18 protein-coding genes and 1 pseudogene are annotated in these 16,783 nt (G+C 58.9%); 13 read left to right on the top strand and 6 right to left on the bottom strand.

The features are described from left to right. Positions 1–395 precede the first annotated feature (395 nt). Complete coding sequence (locus I9018_RS16730) at positions 396–878, top strand: hypothetical protein (protein WP_241106923.1); 483 nt, start codon at positions 396–398, stop codon at positions 876–878. Positions 879–1,640: 762 nt separating this feature from the next. Here I9018_RS16730 and I9018_RS16735 read toward each other — a convergent pair. After that, entirely contained in the window at positions 1,641–2,000 is a 360-nt protein-coding gene (locus tag I9018_RS16735) for a DUF2388 domain-containing protein (RefSeq protein ID WP_241106924.1), read from the bottom strand. A 484-nt stretch (positions 2,001–2,484) separates the two neighbouring features. On the opposite strand from I9018_RS16735, the gene I9018_RS16740 reads away from it, so the two are divergent. Further along, on the top strand, positions 2,485–2,754 hold the full coding sequence (locus I9018_RS16740; protein ID WP_241106925.1) for a hypothetical protein: 270 nt from the start codon (positions 2,485–2,487) through the stop codon (positions 2,752–2,754). A 139-nt stretch (positions 2,755–2,893) separates the two neighbouring features. On the opposite strand, the gene I9018_RS16745 is transcribed toward I9018_RS16740, so the two are convergent. Next, complete coding sequence (locus tag I9018_RS16745; protein WP_241106926.1) at positions 2,894–3,298, bottom strand: DUF3224 domain-containing protein; 405 nt, start codon at positions 3,296–3,298, stop codon at positions 2,894–2,896. A gap of 191 nt (positions 3,299–3,489) precedes the next feature. On the opposite strand from I9018_RS16745, the pseudogene I9018_RS16750 reads away from it, so the two are divergent. From I9018_RS16750 to I9018_RS16760, 3 genes and pseudogenes are all read left to right on the top strand, one after another. Further along, positions 3,490–3,765: pseudogene (locus tag I9018_RS16750) on the top strand (site-specific integrase); the annotation flags it as partial. A 20-nt stretch (positions 3,766–3,785) separates the two neighbouring features. Next, on the top strand, positions 3,786–5,372 hold the full coding sequence (locus I9018_RS16755) for an ABC-F family ATPase (protein WP_068586558.1): 1,587 nt from the start codon (positions 3,786–3,788) through the stop codon (positions 5,370–5,372). Positions 5,373–5,530: 158 nt separating this feature from the next. Continuing rightward, entirely contained in the window at positions 5,531–6,718 is a 1,188-nt protein-coding gene (locus I9018_RS16760) for an MFS transporter (protein ID WP_241106927.1), read from the top strand. Position 6,719: 1 nt separating this feature from the next. Here I9018_RS16760 and I9018_RS16765 read toward each other — a convergent pair whose 3' ends face one another. Together I9018_RS16765 and I9018_RS16770 are read right to left on the bottom strand one after the other, a co-directional pair. Next, a complete protein-coding gene (locus tag I9018_RS16765) occupies positions 6,720–7,757 on the bottom strand; it encodes a dienelactone hydrolase (protein ID WP_241106928.1) in 1,038 nt (345 codons plus the stop codon). Between the two features lie 254 nt (positions 7,758–8,011). Then, entirely contained in the window at positions 8,012–8,623 is a 612-nt protein-coding gene (locus tag I9018_RS16770; RefSeq protein WP_241106929.1) for an FMN-dependent NADH-azoreductase, read from the bottom strand. Positions 8,624–8,753: 130 nt separating this feature from the next. Between I9018_RS16770 and I9018_RS16775 the strand changes: the two genes are divergently transcribed. Both I9018_RS16775 and I9018_RS16780 read left to right on the top strand, forming a co-directional pair. After that, positions 8,754–9,662 (top strand): LysR substrate-binding domain-containing protein, encoded by a 909-nt coding sequence (locus I9018_RS16775; RefSeq protein ID WP_241106930.1) that lies wholly within the window; start codon positions 8,754–8,756, stop codon positions 9,660–9,662. 11 nt (positions 9,663–9,673) lie between these two features. Then, positions 9,674–10,018, top strand: coding sequence for an MmcQ/YjbR family DNA-binding protein (locus I9018_RS16780; RefSeq protein ID WP_068586681.1), 345 nt, complete (start codon positions 9,674–9,676; stop codon positions 10,016–10,018). Here I9018_RS16780 and I9018_RS16785 read toward each other — a convergent pair. Then, entirely contained in the window at positions 10,015–10,437 is a 423-nt protein-coding gene (locus I9018_RS16785) for a DUF1294 domain-containing protein (RefSeq protein ID WP_068586684.1), read from the bottom strand. The genes I9018_RS16780 and I9018_RS16785 overlap by 4 nt on opposite strands. Further along, positions 10,434–11,264 (bottom strand): undecaprenyl-diphosphate phosphatase, encoded by an 831-nt coding sequence (locus tag I9018_RS16790; RefSeq protein ID WP_068586575.1) that lies wholly within the window; start codon positions 11,262–11,264, stop codon positions 10,434–10,436. Before I9018_RS16790 ends, I9018_RS16785 begins: the two co-directional genes overlap by 4 nt. Positions 11,265–11,558: 294 nt before the next feature. Between I9018_RS16790 and I9018_RS16795 the strand changes: the two genes are divergently transcribed. From I9018_RS16795 to I9018_RS16820, 6 genes are all read left to right on the top strand, one after another. Beyond that, positions 11,559–13,193, top strand: a complete 1,635-nt coding sequence (locus I9018_RS16795) for a methyl-accepting chemotaxis protein (RefSeq protein ID WP_241110161.1) — start codon at positions 11,559–11,561, stop codon at positions 13,191–13,193. A gap of 121 nt (positions 13,194–13,314) precedes the next feature. Next, positions 13,315–13,878 carry a nicotinamide riboside transporter PnuC gene (gene pnuC, locus I9018_RS16800; RefSeq protein ID WP_068586579.1) on the top strand — a complete coding sequence of 188 codons (564 nt, stop codon included), beginning with the start codon at positions 13,315–13,317 and terminating at the stop codon, positions 13,876–13,878. Continuing rightward, complete coding sequence (locus tag I9018_RS16805; protein WP_241106931.1) at positions 13,875–14,399, top strand: AAA family ATPase; 525 nt, start codon at positions 13,875–13,877, stop codon at positions 14,397–14,399. The genes pnuC and I9018_RS16805 overlap by 4 nt, the downstream gene beginning before the upstream one ends. A 330-nt stretch (positions 14,400–14,729) precedes the next feature. Further along, positions 14,730–15,173, top strand: coding sequence for a hypothetical protein (locus tag I9018_RS16810; RefSeq protein WP_241106932.1), 444 nt, complete (start codon positions 14,730–14,732; stop codon positions 15,171–15,173). A 1-nt stretch (position 15,174) separates the two neighbouring features. Continuing rightward, positions 15,175–15,753, top strand: a complete 579-nt coding sequence (locus I9018_RS16815) for an adhesin (RefSeq protein WP_241106933.1) — start codon at positions 15,175–15,177, stop codon at positions 15,751–15,753. Positions 15,754–15,816: 63 nt separating this feature from the next. Continuing rightward, positions 15,817–16,782 carry a heme utilization protein gene (locus I9018_RS16820; protein ID WP_241106934.1) on the top strand — a complete coding sequence of 322 codons (966 nt, stop codon included), beginning with the start codon at positions 15,817–15,819 and terminating at the stop codon, positions 16,780–16,782. The last annotated feature ends 1 nt before the right edge of the window (position 16,783 follow it).

A 16,783-nucleotide genomic window follows, 5' to 3' on the forward strand; every position in this document is an offset into this window, starting at 1 on the left:
TCCAGTTTCAGGTATTTCTGGACGATACAGGCTATGAATGGTTTGGCGAAAGGGCTTCGGCGGCGTATGAAGTCCTGGAGATAAGCGCAATCGCGCCCGCTTAAAAATACGCGGACATCATCGCCCTTGAAGCTGGAGTTTGGTAGGTAACTTGCCCGCACGACTACATCGAGCGTGCTCAATATTGCGGTGTTTGATTGAGTCGCCCTGGATTTCGCAGACACTCCCATACTTTAAGATGAGGCCAAGCAATTCGCGCTACACCGAAGAGCCCAAGCAGTCGACGAAACAGCTTTCATGGCAGACGTTGCAGTACCCATGGCGCATCGACTTACAGCCTTTATGCGTAAATCAAGCGATACAACAAGACCACTTGCCCTGAGCATACCAGGCCGATGAAACTCGCCGACTTTTCGCTTAATACCCTTGACCTTAAGCTTTCGAGCCTCACGCTCGTAGTGTTTTATTGCATTGCTAGCCACTCAGTGCTTGCCGATAACTCGCAGGCAGTAAACAACAAGCATGGGGTGGCCAACATCGCCGTCGGCGAGTCTTTGATCAAGACCAGGGCTAAATTAATCAGGCAAGGTTGGCAGCCGATACGGATGCATGCCGCTGATAGTCATGGATACAGTGGCGTGGAACGAGAACTGGCTGCGCACAAGTTTTTCGAAGTCGATGCCTGCTCGTTCGATAGCTCGCGCTGCATCTTGTTCTACTCAAGGAAAGGCACTTGCCTGCGTATCGACACCATCGGCGAGCAACTCAATGAGATGACGGTTACGCGATGGACAGAGGAGTGTCCTGATACGCCTACGGCGCCAGGCGTTAATCCTGAGCAGAGACATATCGATGCAAGCAGGCCGAAACAGAGATGATCCCCCTGATAAACCCCACGCCCTCAAGTACAGACAATAGCTGCGCAGTAAGACCATGCTTCCCAATGTAGGCACGGCTATAGCCGTCCTTGCTCTGACACTTGCCGGAGAGCTTCATGCGGTCAATCTCGACACCACGATACAAGTTAGCTTAAAGACGAAGCAGAAATCGCGTGCCACAAGCGTGGCATAGCCAGGTGCGGCGCCACTCTTCCAACTTGTCGTACTGCGCGACGTTGAATTTCCAATGGCGAACGAATCCAATCACACCGACGGTGATCAATATCGAGCCCATGAAGAACCTCGTCCAATCCACCCCCCAGAACGTATTCATAAGTTTGAGGCCGTCGTACAAGATGATGGCGCCAACCCCCGTGAGGATCACTGGGCCAAGCAAGCGTTTACCTGGAGGTGGACCGACGCTAGCGGCCAAGTTGGTCTGATGCCGACCTGTAGTTTCGACGGTCACACCTGGCCCGAATCCGGATTGTGCGTGATGGGTTGCTTGTATGTGAGTAGTACCAGCAGCATGTATGACGGACAGTAGCTGTACGTTTTGGCCTTGGCATTGCGGACAGCAGATGGCGTTGTTGCTCACCACGTAATCATTCCTTTGAAGGGCGGGAAAGGCCCATTCTAAGATAATGTGCTCCTTCTATGTATCTGAAATCCAAGTTGATGCTCGTAAGCAGTAGGCATGCTCCAAATGCAATAAGCCCAACGTGGTGCTGGGCTCGTTACGAGTGCCCGATATGCAATTCACTAGCGATATCCGTAAACCAAAACCGCTTGAGCTAGCCTGATGTCGCTGACGGTACGCGTTTTACTCTGAGTACGTAGCACCTCAAATGCAGCCTCCAAGCTCGCGCTTCGAATAACGCCATCACTTGCGACGAAGGCTGCCGCATCATTGCGAGCGGCAAGTATTTTTGGATCGCCTCTCTTGGCGCTGTTCTGGGTACTTGCTTGACTGTCTTCGGTGAGGGTAACGGGGAAAAGAGTCACAGCAAGACTCGATGAAACAACTGCACCAAAGGCCGACACTCTCACGCCGCCATCACCTGCGATTACAGGAGAACTGCACGGAAGACCGAACATAAGTACAACAACCAGTTTGCGCAAAAAATCCACTCCATGGGTGAAAGTCATCCTTTAGAGGCTGAATCTATCGTCTTCCTGTCCGAGCATCCAGTGCGGATGAAATGCCAGTAGCAGCCGTAGCAGCGTTTCGCCTCCGACCATCAAGGAGTGCTTCACGCCCCTTCGCACCCATCGTATTTCGTCGCAATTTACGCTGACATACATAGCTCATCAGGGCTCATGGCCCGCCCCCTCAGAGTGAAGCAGCAGCGAAGGCGTCGAGCCCGAAGCTTTGCACTCATTGCCTCCGCACGTCCCTGCCTTGATCCCCCAGGCTCCTGATCTACACTCCCCCGGACCGGCAGTAGGCTCGTATCGGTGTTTTCCCAAGCACCCGGGTTCACAGTAAATCGGAGTAGGGATGCTCGGAAAACCATTCAGGAAATGGATTCCGGAAACCATTCAATAGACGGGGCGAACTCCGAAAAGCCAGATGAGTAGGAATTTAAATATGGAGATTTAATTCATGACAGCTCAAGAGCATTCCGTTGGTGGATGGACCCCTTACCACCCGCTGACTACCGAGGAAAAAAAGGTATTCGAGGAAGCGATAGCTGGCGTCATTGGTGTGAAGTACGTCCCTAAAGAAGTTTCGAGCCAGGTCGTAAATGGCACAAACTATCGCTATCTGACAGTAGCAACCCTACCGGGCTCATCAGGATCCTGGAATGCCATCGTGGAAATCTATGCGCCCATTAAGGGCAAACCACACATCACGCAAATTATCCGAATTTAAGTTGTTGTGAAGCCCTTCGGGTCCGCAGCAATTGCGAGACCCGAAGACTACCCGCAGCGCCCTCTTCCACCCCCTGTCCTTCTGATCGACAACGTCGCTGCGGCCTGAACATCCGGCGCTACCAGCCAGTGAGCAAGGGTCAGCTTTGACCTGGTAGTTCGTACTCAAATTTGTATGAATGCTGCCCGTCGGTGATCGTAATGATCATGCTGCCAACCAGCCCGGAAAGCGCTTCAGTACCGGAATCTGGTACGACGTTGATGGACTGAACGGGGGCTCCACGACTCATGGTCGAACTATGTTGAAGCACGAAGCTGCCACGGCGGCCGTTCAATGTTCCATGCACGGTTTCCATGGCAACGTAGCCTGCAGAACCTTGAACGCTACTGCGAAACGACAGCATTTCGCCTTTGCTGATCGCCTCCAGATCGCCATGGAATTGCTTGTCTAGAGACATCCGGCCAAGCCCCGTCCCCTCGGCAGTGACACTCAAGGACTCTGGATTTAGCGATATTTCAAACGGCCCATTGGCTGTGTAATTCATGTCAAACCCTCTTTTGCCCGGCTCCATGCCGGCCATGCGTCATACCCCATCCCACGCCAAATAGCCACCATGCCGCCACCCGTCCGGAGGGCAGCGCATGCCCAGGAGAAGACCATGGCATACCTTGTCCTCGTCAACCCGAAGTACTTCACCGCGATCCAGCAGTGTGCGGCCAAGATATCCGCTACGACCTAAAGCAGACGCCAGGCCTGCACAAGCATTGGGTGCCGGTGCTGAATGAGCCGTGGATTAGAAGGAGGCCCCCATACAACTGTCGTCACACCTATGCGACAATATGCTCAATGTCCGGCCTTAACCCCACATTTATCGCCCAACAGCTGGGTCACAGCATGCAAATGCTGCTGTCGACGTATGCCCGTTGGCTCAACTCAAGCTCCGACTGGAGCGAGCTGGAAAAGCTCAAGATTGGTATCAAATCGGTATCAGCTGAAAATCCGGCTTCGTAAGTTACTGATAGGTAAGCATTTTGATCTCCACCGCCAACATCACCATGCAGTTCGGCGCCAAGCCGCTGTTCGAGAACGTTTCGGTCAAATTCAACAACGGCAACCGCTATGGCCTGATTGGCGCCAACGGTTGCGGCAAGTCGACCTTCATGAAAATTCTCGGTGGTGACCTCGAACCCTCCAGCGGCCAGGTCATGCTCGAGCCGAACGTCCGCCTGGGTAAATTGCGCCAGGACCAGTTCGCCTACGAAGAATTCACGGTGATCGACACCGTGATCATGGGCCATGAGGAATTGTGGCGGGTCAAGGCCGAGCGCGACCGGATCTACTCGCTGCCGGAAATGACCGAAGAAGACGGCATGGCCGTGGCCGAGCTGGAAACAGAATTCGCCGAAATGGATGGCTATACCGCCGAGTCTCGTGCCGGTGAACTGCTGCTGGGCCTGGGCATTCCCCTGGAGCAGCATTTCGGCTCCATGACCGAAGTAGCCCCAGGCTGGAAGCTCCGGGTCCTGCTGGCCCAGGCGCTGTTCTCCAACCCGGAAGTGCTGCTGCTGGACGAGCCGACCAACCACCTGGACATCAACACCATTCGCTGGCTGGAAAACATTCTCACGGCGCGTAACAGCACCATGATCATCATTTCCCACGACCGACACTTCCTTAATAGCGTCTGCACCCACATGGCCGACCTGGACTACGGCGAACTGCGCCTGTTCCCAGGCAACTATGATGAGTACATGACCGCCGCGACCCAATCTCGCGAGCAACTGCTGGCCGACAACGCCAAGAAGAAAGCCCAGATCGCCGAACTGCAGACCTTCGTCAGCCGCTTCTCGGCCAACGCCTCGAAAGCCAAGCAGGCAACCTCCCGTGCCAAGCAGATCGACAAGATCCAGCTGGCCGAAGTCAAGCCATCGAGCCGGGTCAGCCCCTTCATTCGCTTCGAGCAGACCAAGAAACTGCATCGCCAAGCCGTCACCCTGGAAAAGGTCTCCAAGGGTTTCGAGGGCAAGCAGCTGTTCAAGGATTTCAGTTTCACCATCGAAGCGGGCGAACGCGTTGCGATCATCGGCCCCAACGGCATTGGCAAGACCACCCTGCTGCGCACCCTGGTAGGCGAGTTGACTCCGGATGCCGGCGCAGTGAAATGGACCGAAAGCGCGGAAGTCGGCTACTACGCTCAGGATCACGCCCATGATTTCGAAGACGATGTCAGCCTGTTCGAGTGGATGGGCCAGTGGACCCAGGGCGAACAGATGATCCGTGGCACCCTCGGCCGCATGTTGTTCTCCAACGACGAGATCCAGAAGTCGGTCAAGGTGATTTCCGGTGGTGAGCAGGGTCGCATGCTGTTCGGCAAGCTGATCCTGCAAAAGCCCAACGTGCTGCTGATGGACGAACCGACCAACCACCTGGACATGGAATCCATCGAGGCGCTGAACCTGGCCCTGGAGAACTACCCAGGCACCCTGCTGTTCGTCAGCCACGACCGTGAGTTCGTATCGTCCCTGGCCACTCGTATCATCGAGCTGAGCCCCGACGGTGTGACTGACTTCAGCGGCACCTACGACGACTACCTGCGTAGCCAGGGCGTATTGTTCTAAGCCACCGCAAGCGTCAAGCTAAAGCCCCATCACTCGTGATGGGGCTTTTTGCATCGGCTCGATTCATCACCCCCTGGGATAAATAGTTAGCCAGCTTCCTTTTACCTTCGCGGCACGCGATGATGCGCTCCTCTAACCGCCACCCGCGAAGAGCCTCCATGCCCGAGCGTCAACCGCCCGCCCAAAGCTCCATGGCGATCACCCTGCAGATCGTTTCCATCGTCTTCTATACCTTTATCGCCTTCCTCTGCATTGGTTTGCCAATCGCCGTGCTGCCGGGATATGTCCACGAAGAACTGGGGTTCAGCGCGATAGTCGCCGGGGTGACCATAGGCTCGCAGTACTTGGCCACCTTGCTCAGCCGCCCCCTGGCCGGGCGTCTGTCGGACACCGTGGGCACCAAGCACGCAATCATCTACGGCCTGCTGGGCATTGTGCTGAGCGGCCTGCTGACCCTGATATCGGTGCTGCTGCAAAACCTGCCCTGGCTGAGCCTGGCAGTGCTGCTGGCGGGACGCTTGCTACTGGGGGTCGCTCAAGGCTTGATCGGGGTTGGCACCATCAGTTGGTGCATGGGACAGGTAGGAACCGAGCACACTGCCCGATCGATCTCCTGGAATGGCATTGCCTCCTACGGCGCAATAGCCATAGGTGCACCCCTTGGGGTGGTGATGGTCCAGCAATATGGCTTCGCCAGCCTGGGTATCGCCCTGTCGGCCCTGGCGCTGGCGGCGCTACTGTTGATACGCAACAAGCCTTCGGTGCCCGTGGTACGGGGCGAACGCCTGCCTTTCTGGGCGGTTTTCGGGCGCATTGCACCGTTCGGTGTGAGCCTGAGCCTGGCCTCCATCGGCTATGGCACGCTGACCACATTCATCACCCTGTTCTACCTGAGCCTTGGCTGGAACGGCGCAGCCTATTGCCTCACGGTATTTGGCGTGTGCTTCATCTGTTCACGCTTGTTGTTCATTTCCAGCATCAGCCGTTTTGGCGGCTTTCGCTCGGCTATCGCTTGCATGTGTGTCGAGACCCTGGGGCTGAGCCTGCTCTGGCTGGCACCATCCCCCAGCTGGGCATTGGTAGGTGCAGGCCTTACCGGTTTCGGCCTGTCGTTGGTCTATCCGGCCCTGGGCGTGGAGGCCATCAAGCAAGTTCCCAATAGCAGTCGGGGTGCCGGCTTGAGTGCCTACGCCGTGTTCTTCGACCTGGCACTGGCCGTAGCCGGGCCGCTGATGGGCGCGATTGCGCTGAACCTGGGCTATTCGTGGATCTTCTTCTGCGCCGCATTGTTGTCACTCAGCGGCCTGGGACTGACCCTGCTGCTCAAGCGCCGCAGCGGCGCCTGAATCACTGATCGGCGGTCTGCATCCCTGCCCTGTTCGGCCTCCCCAGGGTCTGGGCGAAGAACTTGCCCGCCTCGGCAATCAGGTTGCGATGAATGTCCTCGCGATCGACGCCATCAGCGTCGGTACACAAGGCCGGCATCGCGGCCAATTGTTCGGCACTGCACGGTGCCATGAAGATAAAGTGCCCGGCCCCGGCCAGTAACTTGAAATCTGGGGCCACCGGCAGCTTGCGCGCCAGGGCCGCGGCATTCTTGTCCAGGGCGACCAGTTGGTCACCGTCTCCGCTGTACAGCAGTACGGGCACATGCACTCCGGCCAGGGTCTGGCGACCGAACTTGAGACTCAACGGCGCCATGAGCATCAATGCATGCACGCGCGGATCGGCCACTGGCGCCAGATCGTCACGATCGACGATCAGCTCGCCATGGGTATTGCAGGCATCCCGATCATCGGGCCGCTCCAGGCAATAACGCCGCAGGCGATCCAGGTCGGGAGTCGCGCCAGAAAGAATCAAGGCCGTTTCGCCACCGGCGGAGTAACCGATGACACCGACCTGGTCGGCATTGACGAACGGTGACAGCATTGGGTCGCTCAACGTGGCAGTGATGGCTTCGGATATCTGGATCGGCCGTCCATAGAGGTTGCTCAGGGTTCCCAGCCGACTGTAGTCCTTGGAGTTGTCACCCGGATGAATCACCGCCACCACGACAAATCCCTTGCGCGCCAGCGATGTAGCCAAGTCATGCAGGGCCAGGGGCGTGCCGGTATTGCCATGGGAGAGCATCAGCATCGGGAAGCGACCGATAGCGATCTTGGCATCGCGAGAGGCCGCAATCTGATAACCCTCCAATGGGCTGGAGTGCTCGATCCCGGTGGAAGGATAGAAGGCGATAGCCCGCATCGGTTGCAAGTCCAGCGGGTCGAGGAACGTCATTTCATGGAAACCGACGCTCCAGTGCGGACCATGCGCAGGAGCAGCCTGCACCGAAACCAGGCCACTGAGCAGGAAGATCAGTAACAACGCACATTGACCTTTCATGACACGCCCACCTTTGCCGCTGGATCGAGAGCGCCTCTTCCCTCTGCCATCCCTTGCTGCCAAGGCCCTGGAACGGATCTGACGTCGCAATGGAGCTACACGGGAAACAAGCCTCGCTTCGTGTGTTGCATAACTCGGGCCAGAAAACGTGAAAAACGCCAATGAAAAAACTCCGTACCCGATCACTGAAAGCAGTGACCGGAATACAGAGTCTAGTAGGGCTGACGCAGGGGGGAAGCGTCTTTACACAAGCCTTACGCGGCAGCGAAGAGCTGTTTGTTGATCTGTACCTGGGCGTCAGCCATGGCCTTGTTGCGCATGTCGTCGCCATAGGCCAGGCCATGGGCACGGACGAACTCGATATCGGTGATACCCATGAAGCCGAACATGACCCGCAGGTAGTCCTCATGCCCTACCCCGGTAGGTTGGCCGACATGCAGGCCACCGGCGGTGGACACCACGATCACCTTCTTGTCGCCGCACAAGCCTTGAGGGCCGGCTTCGGTATAGCGGAAGGTCTGTCCGGCTACCGCAATGCGATCGAACCAGGCCTTGAGCTGGCTGGGAATGGTGAAGTTGTACATGGGGGCTGCCACCACCACCGCATCGGCGGCGAGGAATTCGCTCAGGGTCTGGGCGCTAAGCTGGGCTTCGTGCTCCAGGGCCGCATCACGCAATTCGGCAACGGTACCCGCAGCAACCAGGGTAGCAGCGGAGAAATGACTGATCGCATCAGTAGCCAAGTCGCGGTAGGTCACCACTGCCTGTGGCTCAGCGGCCTTCCAGGCCTGAACCACGTCGCGGCTCAGCTGACGGGAGGCCGAGTTGTCACCAAGAATGCTGGAATCGATATGCAAGAGTTTCATCTGGGATCTCCAAGTGAGGACCGCCACTTGGCGATCGAATGTTGTAAATCCTACCCATGAAACCAATAGCTGATTAGACGGTATAAATGCGATAGTTAATCCCATCAGCAGAACAATAGGGCCGTATCTCATGCAAGACCTCAACGACCTCTACTATTTCGCCAAAGTGGTCGAGGCTGGCGGATTCACAGCGGCCGGCCGGCTGCTGGGGATTCCCAAGTCGCGCCTGTCGCGGCGCATCGCCGAGTTGGAGGAACGACTCAATGCCCGGCTGCTGCAGCGCACCACCCGACAACTGAAGCTGACGGCCGTGGGCGAGCGATACTTGCGCCACTGCCAGGCCATGTTGCTGGAGGCGGCAATGGCCGACGAAGCCGTGGCCAGCATGGCCAGCGAGCCTCGCGGTCGGCTCCGGGTATCGAGCCCGGTCGGCCTGGCCCATGAGCTACTGACCCCCCTGGTGAGCAGCTTCCTGCAAAAGTATCCGCAAGTGCAGTTGGAGATGCTCCTGCTCAATCGTCGTGTCGATCTGATCAACGAAGGCGTCGATGTGGCGCTGCGGGTACGCGAGCAAGGTGATGAGGACCCGCTGCTGGTCACTCGGCGCCTGCGCCAGGCGCAGACCGCGATAGTCGCAAGCCCGGCATTCCTGCAACGCCATCCAGTGGAACATCCGGATGACCTGCGCCACCTGCCGATCCTTGGCGCCCTGGAAGCGGACCGCCTGGTGCATCTGCGCCTACTGGACGAGCAAGGCAACGCCCATGAACTGGCCCTGGAAGCACGCCTTGGGATCGACGACTTCATTGTACGCAGAGCCTGCGCCCTCGCCGGCCTTGGATGCACAGTGCTGCCGATGCTCTATTGCGAAGAAGAGCTGAGAAGCGGCCAACTGATCCAGTTGCTGCCACAATGGTCTCTGCCCGGTGGTTGGCTGCAAGCGGTATACCCCCATCGCCGTGGCGTGATGCCAGCCGTGCGGGCCTGGATCGATCACCTGCGCGAATCCTTCGAAGCCTGTGGAGACAGATTGCTGTGAAAGCCCCACTGATGGATCAAGAACAAGTGGCACAGTTTTGCCTGGGACTGCCCGGTGCCCGGGAAGACTACAAATGGGGAGGTGTGCGGGTGTTCTCGATTGCCGGGACCAAGATGTTCGCCCTGCAGAACCTGCGGGGCGAATCCCTGGCCTTCAAGGTCGACCCTGAGCTGTTCCTCGGCCATGTCGACCGCCCCGGTGTTTCTCCTGCGCCCTACCTGGCTCGCGCCCACTGGGTCATATTGCGCGTGCCCTATCCCCTGGAAGCGGCTGAGTTGAAGCAACTGTTGCAACGCTCGCATCAGTTGGTGGTGGCCAAGCTACCCAAACGGGCGCAGGTCGGATTGCAGATCTAGATCCAGCTCAACAGGCCGCTCTCAAGAAACAGTCGATCGATCCAGAACACCTGGTGCAAGGCCACGATCAACCAGAACACGGTCTGATAGGACAGCTTGCGGGTCTTGTGTCGCACTAGTTGTTGCGCCAGCAAGGCCCCGGGCCAGCCACCCGCCAGCTCCAGGGCATGCAGGACGTTCTCGGGCGTACGTTGCCCCTGGTCCCGGGCCCGACGTTTGTCGTGCCAGTAGACCAGGAACGTCAGCAGGCTGACCGCGCCGTAGGCCAGCAGAGGAATGGCCGAGACGCCCCGCCACCACAGGGACAGGGCGCCGAACAATGGCAAGGCGCACAACAGGACGAAGACCAGCAGCTTGCTCCTGGCATGCTGAACCCGCCCAGCATTGCCCGGACGCCCTTCTTGACGGCTGCCCTTCACGCCTTGGCCGCCGCCCAATCGACCCAACCGAACTGCCAGGTCGCCAGGATCAGCAGGCCAAAGGCGATGCGATACCAGGCGAATGCCGCATAACTGTGGCTGGCAATGAATTTCAGCAACCCCTTGACCGCAATCATCGCGAAGATGAACGCGGTGACAAAGCCGATGGCGAACACCGGCAAGTCGTCAGGTTGGAACAGATGGCGGTACTTGTAGCCGGAGTACACCGCCGCCCCGACCATGGTTGGCATGGCCAGGAAGAACGAGAACTCGGTCGCGGTCTTGCGCGACAGGCCGAAGAGCAAGCCACCGATGATGGTCGAGCCGGAGCGCGAGGTTCCTGGAATCATTGCCAGGCACTGGATGAACCCCACCTTGAGGGCGTCCTTCCAGGTGATTTCATCGACGCTCTCGGCATGGACCTGATGCTGGCGACGCTCGGCCCACAACATGATGATCCCGCCAATCACCAGCGCCGTGGCCACGGTGATCGGGTTGAACAGATAAGCGTGGATCAGGTCGGCGAAAATCACCCCCAGCACCACTGCCGGGAAAAACGCCACCATCAGGTTGACCGTAAAACGCCGGGCCTTGGGCTGGGTGGGCAGGCCCACTACCACATCGAAGATCTTGCGGCGGAATTCCCAGACAACTGCCAGGATCGCGCCCAACTGGATGATGATGTTGAAGGCCATTGCCCGTTCGCCACCAAAATCCAGCAAGTCGGCCACAATGATCTGGTGCCCGGTGCTACTGATGGGTAAAAACTCGGTGAGCCCTTCGACAATCCCGAGTATCAATGCTTGTACGGCGGTCCAAAGATCCATCAATCCCCCAATGAGGCCCTGCTCGTGGCATGCCTCTTTTTAAATATTCAAAGCCTTCACGGCGTCGATCACAGCCAAAACCGCAGCGCTGGCAAGATCAACACAAGCCCATGAAAAATCTGTGAAAAACTCAGAAAACTTCAGGTTTTGTGTAAAGGCGCCGAAATCCTAGCAGACAGGCGCAAAATGCGCCGCGATGTTATTGGACTTCCGTAGGGTTGGCGCTCGCAGGCAGGCATGCTTGGATGCTTACGAGCTTTTATGACAAGAACAAGAATCTGGAGTGACCGGATGATGAATAGCCTACGCAAGATGTCCATCAGCCAGCGCCTTTGGCTGATCCTGGTCGTGGCAGTGCTGACCCTGGTAACCCTGGGCGTGATGATGCTCAAGCAGATTCATGACGACCTGTACCAGGCCAAGGCGCAGAAAACCCAGCATGTGGTGCAGACCGCCGCTGGCGTACTGAACTACTACCAGGGCCTGGAAGCCTCCGGCAGCCTGAGCCGCGAACAGGCGCAGCAGCAGGCACTGCAGGCGGTCCGTGGCCTGCGCTACAACCAGAATGACTATTTCTGGATCAACGACCTGACGCCGGTGATGATCATGCACCCGGCCAACCCCAAGCTTGATGGACAGAACCTGGGCGCTATCAAGGACCCGGACGGTTTCCAGGTATTCAACGAAATGGTGGCGGTGGCCAAGGCCAAGGGTGCCGGCATGGTCGATTACCGCTGGCCCAAGCCCGGAGCCCAGGAGCCGGTGCAGAAGACCTCCTATATCCAACTGTTCCAGCCTTGGGGCTGGATCATCGGCTCCGGGGTGTACATCGATGACCTACAGGAAGAGTTCTATGCCCAGGTATTGCGTGCGTCCTCGGTTGGCCTGGTGATCGCCCTGCTGATGGGCGCCCTGGTGGTACTGATCGTGCGCAGTATCGTCAGCCCGCTGCGTGAGGCCGTGCACGCCATGGCCAATATCGCCAGCGGTGAAAGCGACCTGACCCGTACCCTGGATACCCACGGCCAGGATGAAGTCACCGAGCTGGCCCGCCACTTCAACGGCTTCACCGCCAAATTGCGTGGCGTCGTGACCCAATTGCAGGCCAGCGCAGCCGCCCTGGAGCAATCCTCCAGCGAACTGGGCAGCAATGCCTTCGAGGCCCAGGAGCGCAGCCAACAGCAATCCTTGCAAATGGAACAGGTGGCAGCCGCCATCAGCCAGGTCACCACCGGCGTCCAGGACGTGGCGCGCAATGCCGAACAGGCCGCCGACGAAGTGCGCGAGGCCGAGGTCCAGGCCCAGCAAGGCCAGGTCAATATCGACAGCAGCCTGCAACAGATCGACCAACTGTCAGGCACCATCGATCAGGCCGTGGAGGTGATCCGTACCCTGGCCACCGAAAGCACCCAGATCGGTACGGTGCTGGAGGTGATCCGCTCCATCGCCGAACAAACCAACCTCCTGGCCCTGAATGCCGCTATCGAGGCCGCCCGCGCCGGCGAGCAGGGCCGGGGTTTTGCCGTAGTCGCCGACGAGGTGCGCCTGCTGGCCCAGCGCACCCAGCAATCCACTGCGGAAATCCAGGGCATGATCGAGCGCCTGCAAAATCACTCCGAAGCGGCCGTCAAGGTCATCGGCGACAGCAGCCGGGCCTCGCAACTGACCATCGAGCAAGCCGGCCTGGCAGGGGCCAGCCTCAGCGCCATCGGCCAGGCGCTGCATACCCTCAACAACCTCAATGCCTCGATTGCCAGCGCTACCCTGCAGCAGGCCCATGTCGTGGAGGACATCAACCACAACGTCGGCCAGGCCGCCGGGCTGTCCCAGGGCACGGCCCTGGCGGCCCAGCACTCCAGTACTGCCAGCCGCCACCTCAAGGAGTTGTCCGAACAGCTCAATGGCCTGCTCCGGCAATTCCGCGTCTGATTTCGCGGTGCGTGCGAATCCGCCGGTGCTGGTTGCACAGGCGGATTCGGGCAAGGCCTGACGCACGGCCCCTACTCTGGGTACAATCCGCCCCCTTTCGCCATTTCCCCAAGGAACCGCCATGTCCGGGCTTGAACTGTTTGCCGCTGCGCTCGGCGTCATCGCCGTCTGGCTGACGGTCAAGCAGAACCCCTGGTGCTGGCCCATCGGCCTGGTCATGGTGCTGCTCTACAGCTGGATCTTCTACGAGGTCAAACTCTATTCCGACATGCTGCTGCAGGTGGTCTATGCCGCGCTGCAGCTCTATGGCTGGTGGCAATGGACCCGCGGCGGCGAGCAGCACCAGGGGCGTCCAGTCAGCCAGCTGCAATACCCGGCGCTGCTCCAGGGATTGGCTCTGGGCGCTCTTGGCAGTCTGCTGCTGGGGGCCGCCATGGCCCATTGGACCGATGCCGCCCAACCCTGGCTCGATGCCGCCCTGACGGCTTTCAGCCTGGTGGCGCAATGGTGGATGGCGCAAAAGCGTGTGCAGTGCTGGCCATTGTGGGTCGCGGTGGATGTGATCTTCGTCGGCCTGTTCATCTATAAGGCGCTGTATCTCACTGCGGCCCTATATGCCTTGTTCACCCTGCTGGCCATCCAGGGCTGGCGCAGCTGGCGTGCCGATCCGGCCTTGCAACCATGAAGATCCTGGTCCTTACCGGCCCCGAGTCCAGCGGCAAGAGCTGGTTGGCGGCCGAGCTGCAAGCTCACTTCGGTGGCCTTCAGGTCGCTGAATACGTGCGTCATTTCATGGAACAGGAGCGCCGCGACACCTGCCTGGCGGACATTCCCGAAATCGCCCGAGGCCAACTGGCCTGGGAGGATCAGGCTCGGGCACAGCAACCTGACCTGCTGATTCTCGATACTCACCTGCTGAGCAATATGCTCTGGAGCCAGGTCCTGTTCCACGACTGCCCACCGTGGCTGGAAGAACAGCTACTGGCCCGGCATTACGACCTGCACCTGCTGCTATCGCCCCAAGGCGTGCCCTGGAGCGGCGACGGCCTGCGCTGCCAGCCACAACTGGCCCAGCGCCAAGCGTTCTTCGACGCCACGCAGCAGTGGCTGGAACAGCACCGGCAAACCTATCGGGTCATCGGCGGTGACTGGTCGGCTCGTCGCCAGCAAGCCTTCGAACTGGTCCGGCAGTACCTGCTGGATTGATCGCTGGCGGCCAATCAAGGCTGCCAGTGTCCATTCCTGAAACACTCCTGCGCAGACCCGCCCGCCATTTTCCTGGGCCAGCACGGCTAATCGGCAAAACTGTTAAGCCTGCGATACAACAGCCCAGCAACCCGCATTCCAGAGCATTGCCAGGGTTATGGCCATTGGCCGCAGGCCAATGCTGTCTCATCCATGAAACAGCTTCTTTGCGTATTTGCCTTGGGAATTCGCAAATCCTTGATTACTCGAAACAAATGAAAACCGGCACGGCTTCTGCTCTCTCCCTCTCAACGCTGACTAGGGCCAGCACTGAGAAGAAGGAATACCGCCGTGGGGACTCTACCTAGAAGTTTTACCCGCCTGATGCTGATCAGTTGTGCCGTCAGCGCAGTGTGCAGCCTTCCGGCTCTGGCGGCAGGCAATGGCGAGATCGTGCTTGAACGCCAGGTGCACCCGACTATGGCTGGTCGCCCGCTGAACCTCGACAACAACCCCACCACCGTCAATGCCAACCCTTCTGGCCTGGTCACCAGCATGGCCAATGATGAAATGACCGACAGCGAGTTCGCCGGTATCAGCAGCGGCTCCCTGGTCCGGGGAGCGGTGATGCCCAATGGCACCGGGGTTGCCGGCATGAACGTCATCACCAACTCCAATGGCCTGCCCGGCATGGCCGCCGGCCACGGTGGTGGCTCTGGAAGCACCATTTCCAACTCGATCAATCGCTCCATCAGTGCCGGCATGGCGCCCCTGAACAATATCGGAGGCCGTTGAGATGAAACGCGCATTGATCCTGCTGGCCCTGCTCGGTTGCACCTCGGCCATGGCCGATAGCGGTGCCCCAGTCCAGGACACCGCAACCCTGAGCAATTCCGGCACCCGCTATACCGGCAACCTCAACATCAACCAGGCCGCCGGCGATCAGCAACAACAGACCAACGCCCGGGCGATCGCCATCGGTACCAATGCCAGTGCCAGCACCAGCGTGATCCAGAAAATCACTACGCCCGCCGACCGCTCGGTCAATGCCAGCAGCACCATCGGCGGCAACTCTTTCAGTAACGGTAGCGGCGCACTGGGCGTGAACCAGTCATCCGGTGCCAACAACCAGATGGCCAATACCTTGCGGATCAGCATCAGCGCCAATCCGCAAGGCATGGACGACAGCGCGCTTTCGCAGCAGAACGTTGCGCTGTCACCAAACTCAGGAGCACCTGATACCCATCAAGGCAGCCGCCAGGTCGCGACCAGCGATCAGGCCTTCACCGGCAGCCGGGGAGTCGTCCAGGTGAACCAGAGTGCCGGGGTGGGGAACCAGATGGCTAACACCCTGAGCATCCGGGTCGCAGACTGACCCTTCGTAGTGCGATTAGAAAGTACCAACACTTAACCAACTAATAAGCACCGGAGAAACACCATGAAACCAACAATGGCTCTCAAACCACTGGTTTTCGCACTGGCCGCCATCATGGCAATGGCTGCCCAGGCAGGTGGAAACAACAACCACGGTCACGGCGGCCACCATGGCAACCAAGGCCCGGATCTCAACACGCTGCTGCAAATCACCGCCGGGGCCGGTGCTGCAGTGACTGACGTCCAAGAAAGCGACACCAACGTGGTGAAAAACCAAGGCACCAACAACAACGCCAAGATCGAAAGCTCGTTGAACGGCTCCAACGGCAACATGGGCGCCAACGCCGCAGCCGGCGATGGCAACCAACAAGACAATGCCGCTGCCCTGGCCACCGCCGATGAACGCTTCATCTTCGGTAGCGCCATCGCCGTCTCCAGCGCCACCCAGGTGAACAACAACAACTACGTGAAAAACTCTTCAACCCAAAACAATGCCGTGCTCAACAACTCGGGCAACAACGGCTCCGGCAACATTGGCATGAACGTCACCTCCGGCGACTTCAACCAACAGAAAAACAACCTGGCAATCGCCGTATCCGGCGGCCGGGTAGCCACCGCAGCGGCTTCGGCCAACCAGTCCTCGACCAACCTGGTCGTGGATAACAAAGGCGTCCAGGCCTACAAAACCACCACCCTCAGTGGCGGCTTCGTAGCCTCCGGCACCTACAAAGGTACCGGCAGCGGCAAGATCGAAGGCGACGATCATGGTCATGGCTATGGCGACAAAGGCCATGGCAACGACGATCAAAAACTCACCTTCAAGGAACAAGGCACTGTCGAACTGGCTGGCTACTGGACCCAGCAAGTGCTGACCAAAGACGGCTGGAAAAACCCAGTGGTCAACAACGCCAGCATGACCGGCTCGATGAATGGCTTCTCGGGCAACGGTGGGGCCAACGTCTCGGCCGGCGTGGGCAACCAACAAAGCAACTCGCTGTCCATCGCTGCCGGCTGCAAAGCCTGCATGTAGT

Origin of the sequence: Pseudomonas sp. MPFS, from assembly GCF_022537035.1 — a bacterium.
GTDB lineage: Bacteria > Pseudomonadota > Gammaproteobacteria > Pseudomonadales > Pseudomonadaceae > Aquipseudomonas > Aquipseudomonas sessilinigenes.

Excerpts from the sequence above, each read along its gene's own strand:
- I9018_RS16730 (WP_241106923.1), top strand. The coding sequence starts at position 396 with ATGAAACTCGCCGACTTTTCGCTTAATACCCTTGACCTTAAGCTTTCG.
- I9018_RS16740 (WP_241106925.1), top strand. The coding sequence starts at position 2,485 with ATGACAGCTCAAGAGCATTCCGTTGGTGGATGGACCCCTTACCACCCG.
- I9018_RS16745 (WP_241106926.1), bottom strand. The coding sequence starts at position 3,298 with ATGAATTACACAGCCAATGGGCCGTTTGAAATATCGCTAAATCCAGAG.
- I9018_RS16760 (WP_241106927.1), top strand. The coding sequence starts at position 5,531 with ATGCCCGAGCGTCAACCGCCCGCCCAAAGCTCCATGGCGATCACCCTG.
- I9018_RS16765 (WP_241106928.1), bottom strand. The coding sequence starts at position 7,757 with ATGAAAGGTCAATGTGCGTTGTTACTGATCTTCCTGCTCAGTGGCCTG.
- I9018_RS16770 (WP_241106929.1), bottom strand. The coding sequence starts at position 8,623 with ATGAAACTCTTGCATATCGATTCCAGCATTCTTGGTGACAACTCGGCC.
- I9018_RS16775 (WP_241106930.1), top strand. The coding sequence starts at position 8,754 with ATGCAAGACCTCAACGACCTCTACTATTTCGCCAAAGTGGTCGAGGCT.
- I9018_RS16780 (WP_068586681.1), top strand. The coding sequence starts at position 9,674 with ATGGATCAAGAACAAGTGGCACAGTTTTGCCTGGGACTGCCCGGTGCC.
- I9018_RS16790 (WP_068586575.1), bottom strand. The coding sequence starts at position 11,264 with ATGGATCTTTGGACCGCCGTACAAGCATTGATACTCGGGATTGTCGAA.
- I9018_RS16795 (WP_241110161.1), top strand. The coding sequence starts at position 11,559 with ATGAATAGCCTACGCAAGATGTCCATCAGCCAGCGCCTTTGGCTGATC.
- pnuC (WP_068586579.1), top strand. The coding sequence starts at position 13,315 with ATGTCCGGGCTTGAACTGTTTGCCGCTGCGCTCGGCGTCATCGCCGTC.
- I9018_RS16805 (WP_241106931.1), top strand. The coding sequence starts at position 13,875 with ATGAAGATCCTGGTCCTTACCGGCCCCGAGTCCAGCGGCAAGAGCTGG.
- I9018_RS16815 (WP_241106933.1), top strand. The coding sequence starts at position 15,175 with ATGAAACGCGCATTGATCCTGCTGGCCCTGCTCGGTTGCACCTCGGCC.
- I9018_RS16820 (WP_241106934.1), top strand. The coding sequence starts at position 15,817 with ATGAAACCAACAATGGCTCTCAAACCACTGGTTTTCGCACTGGCCGCC.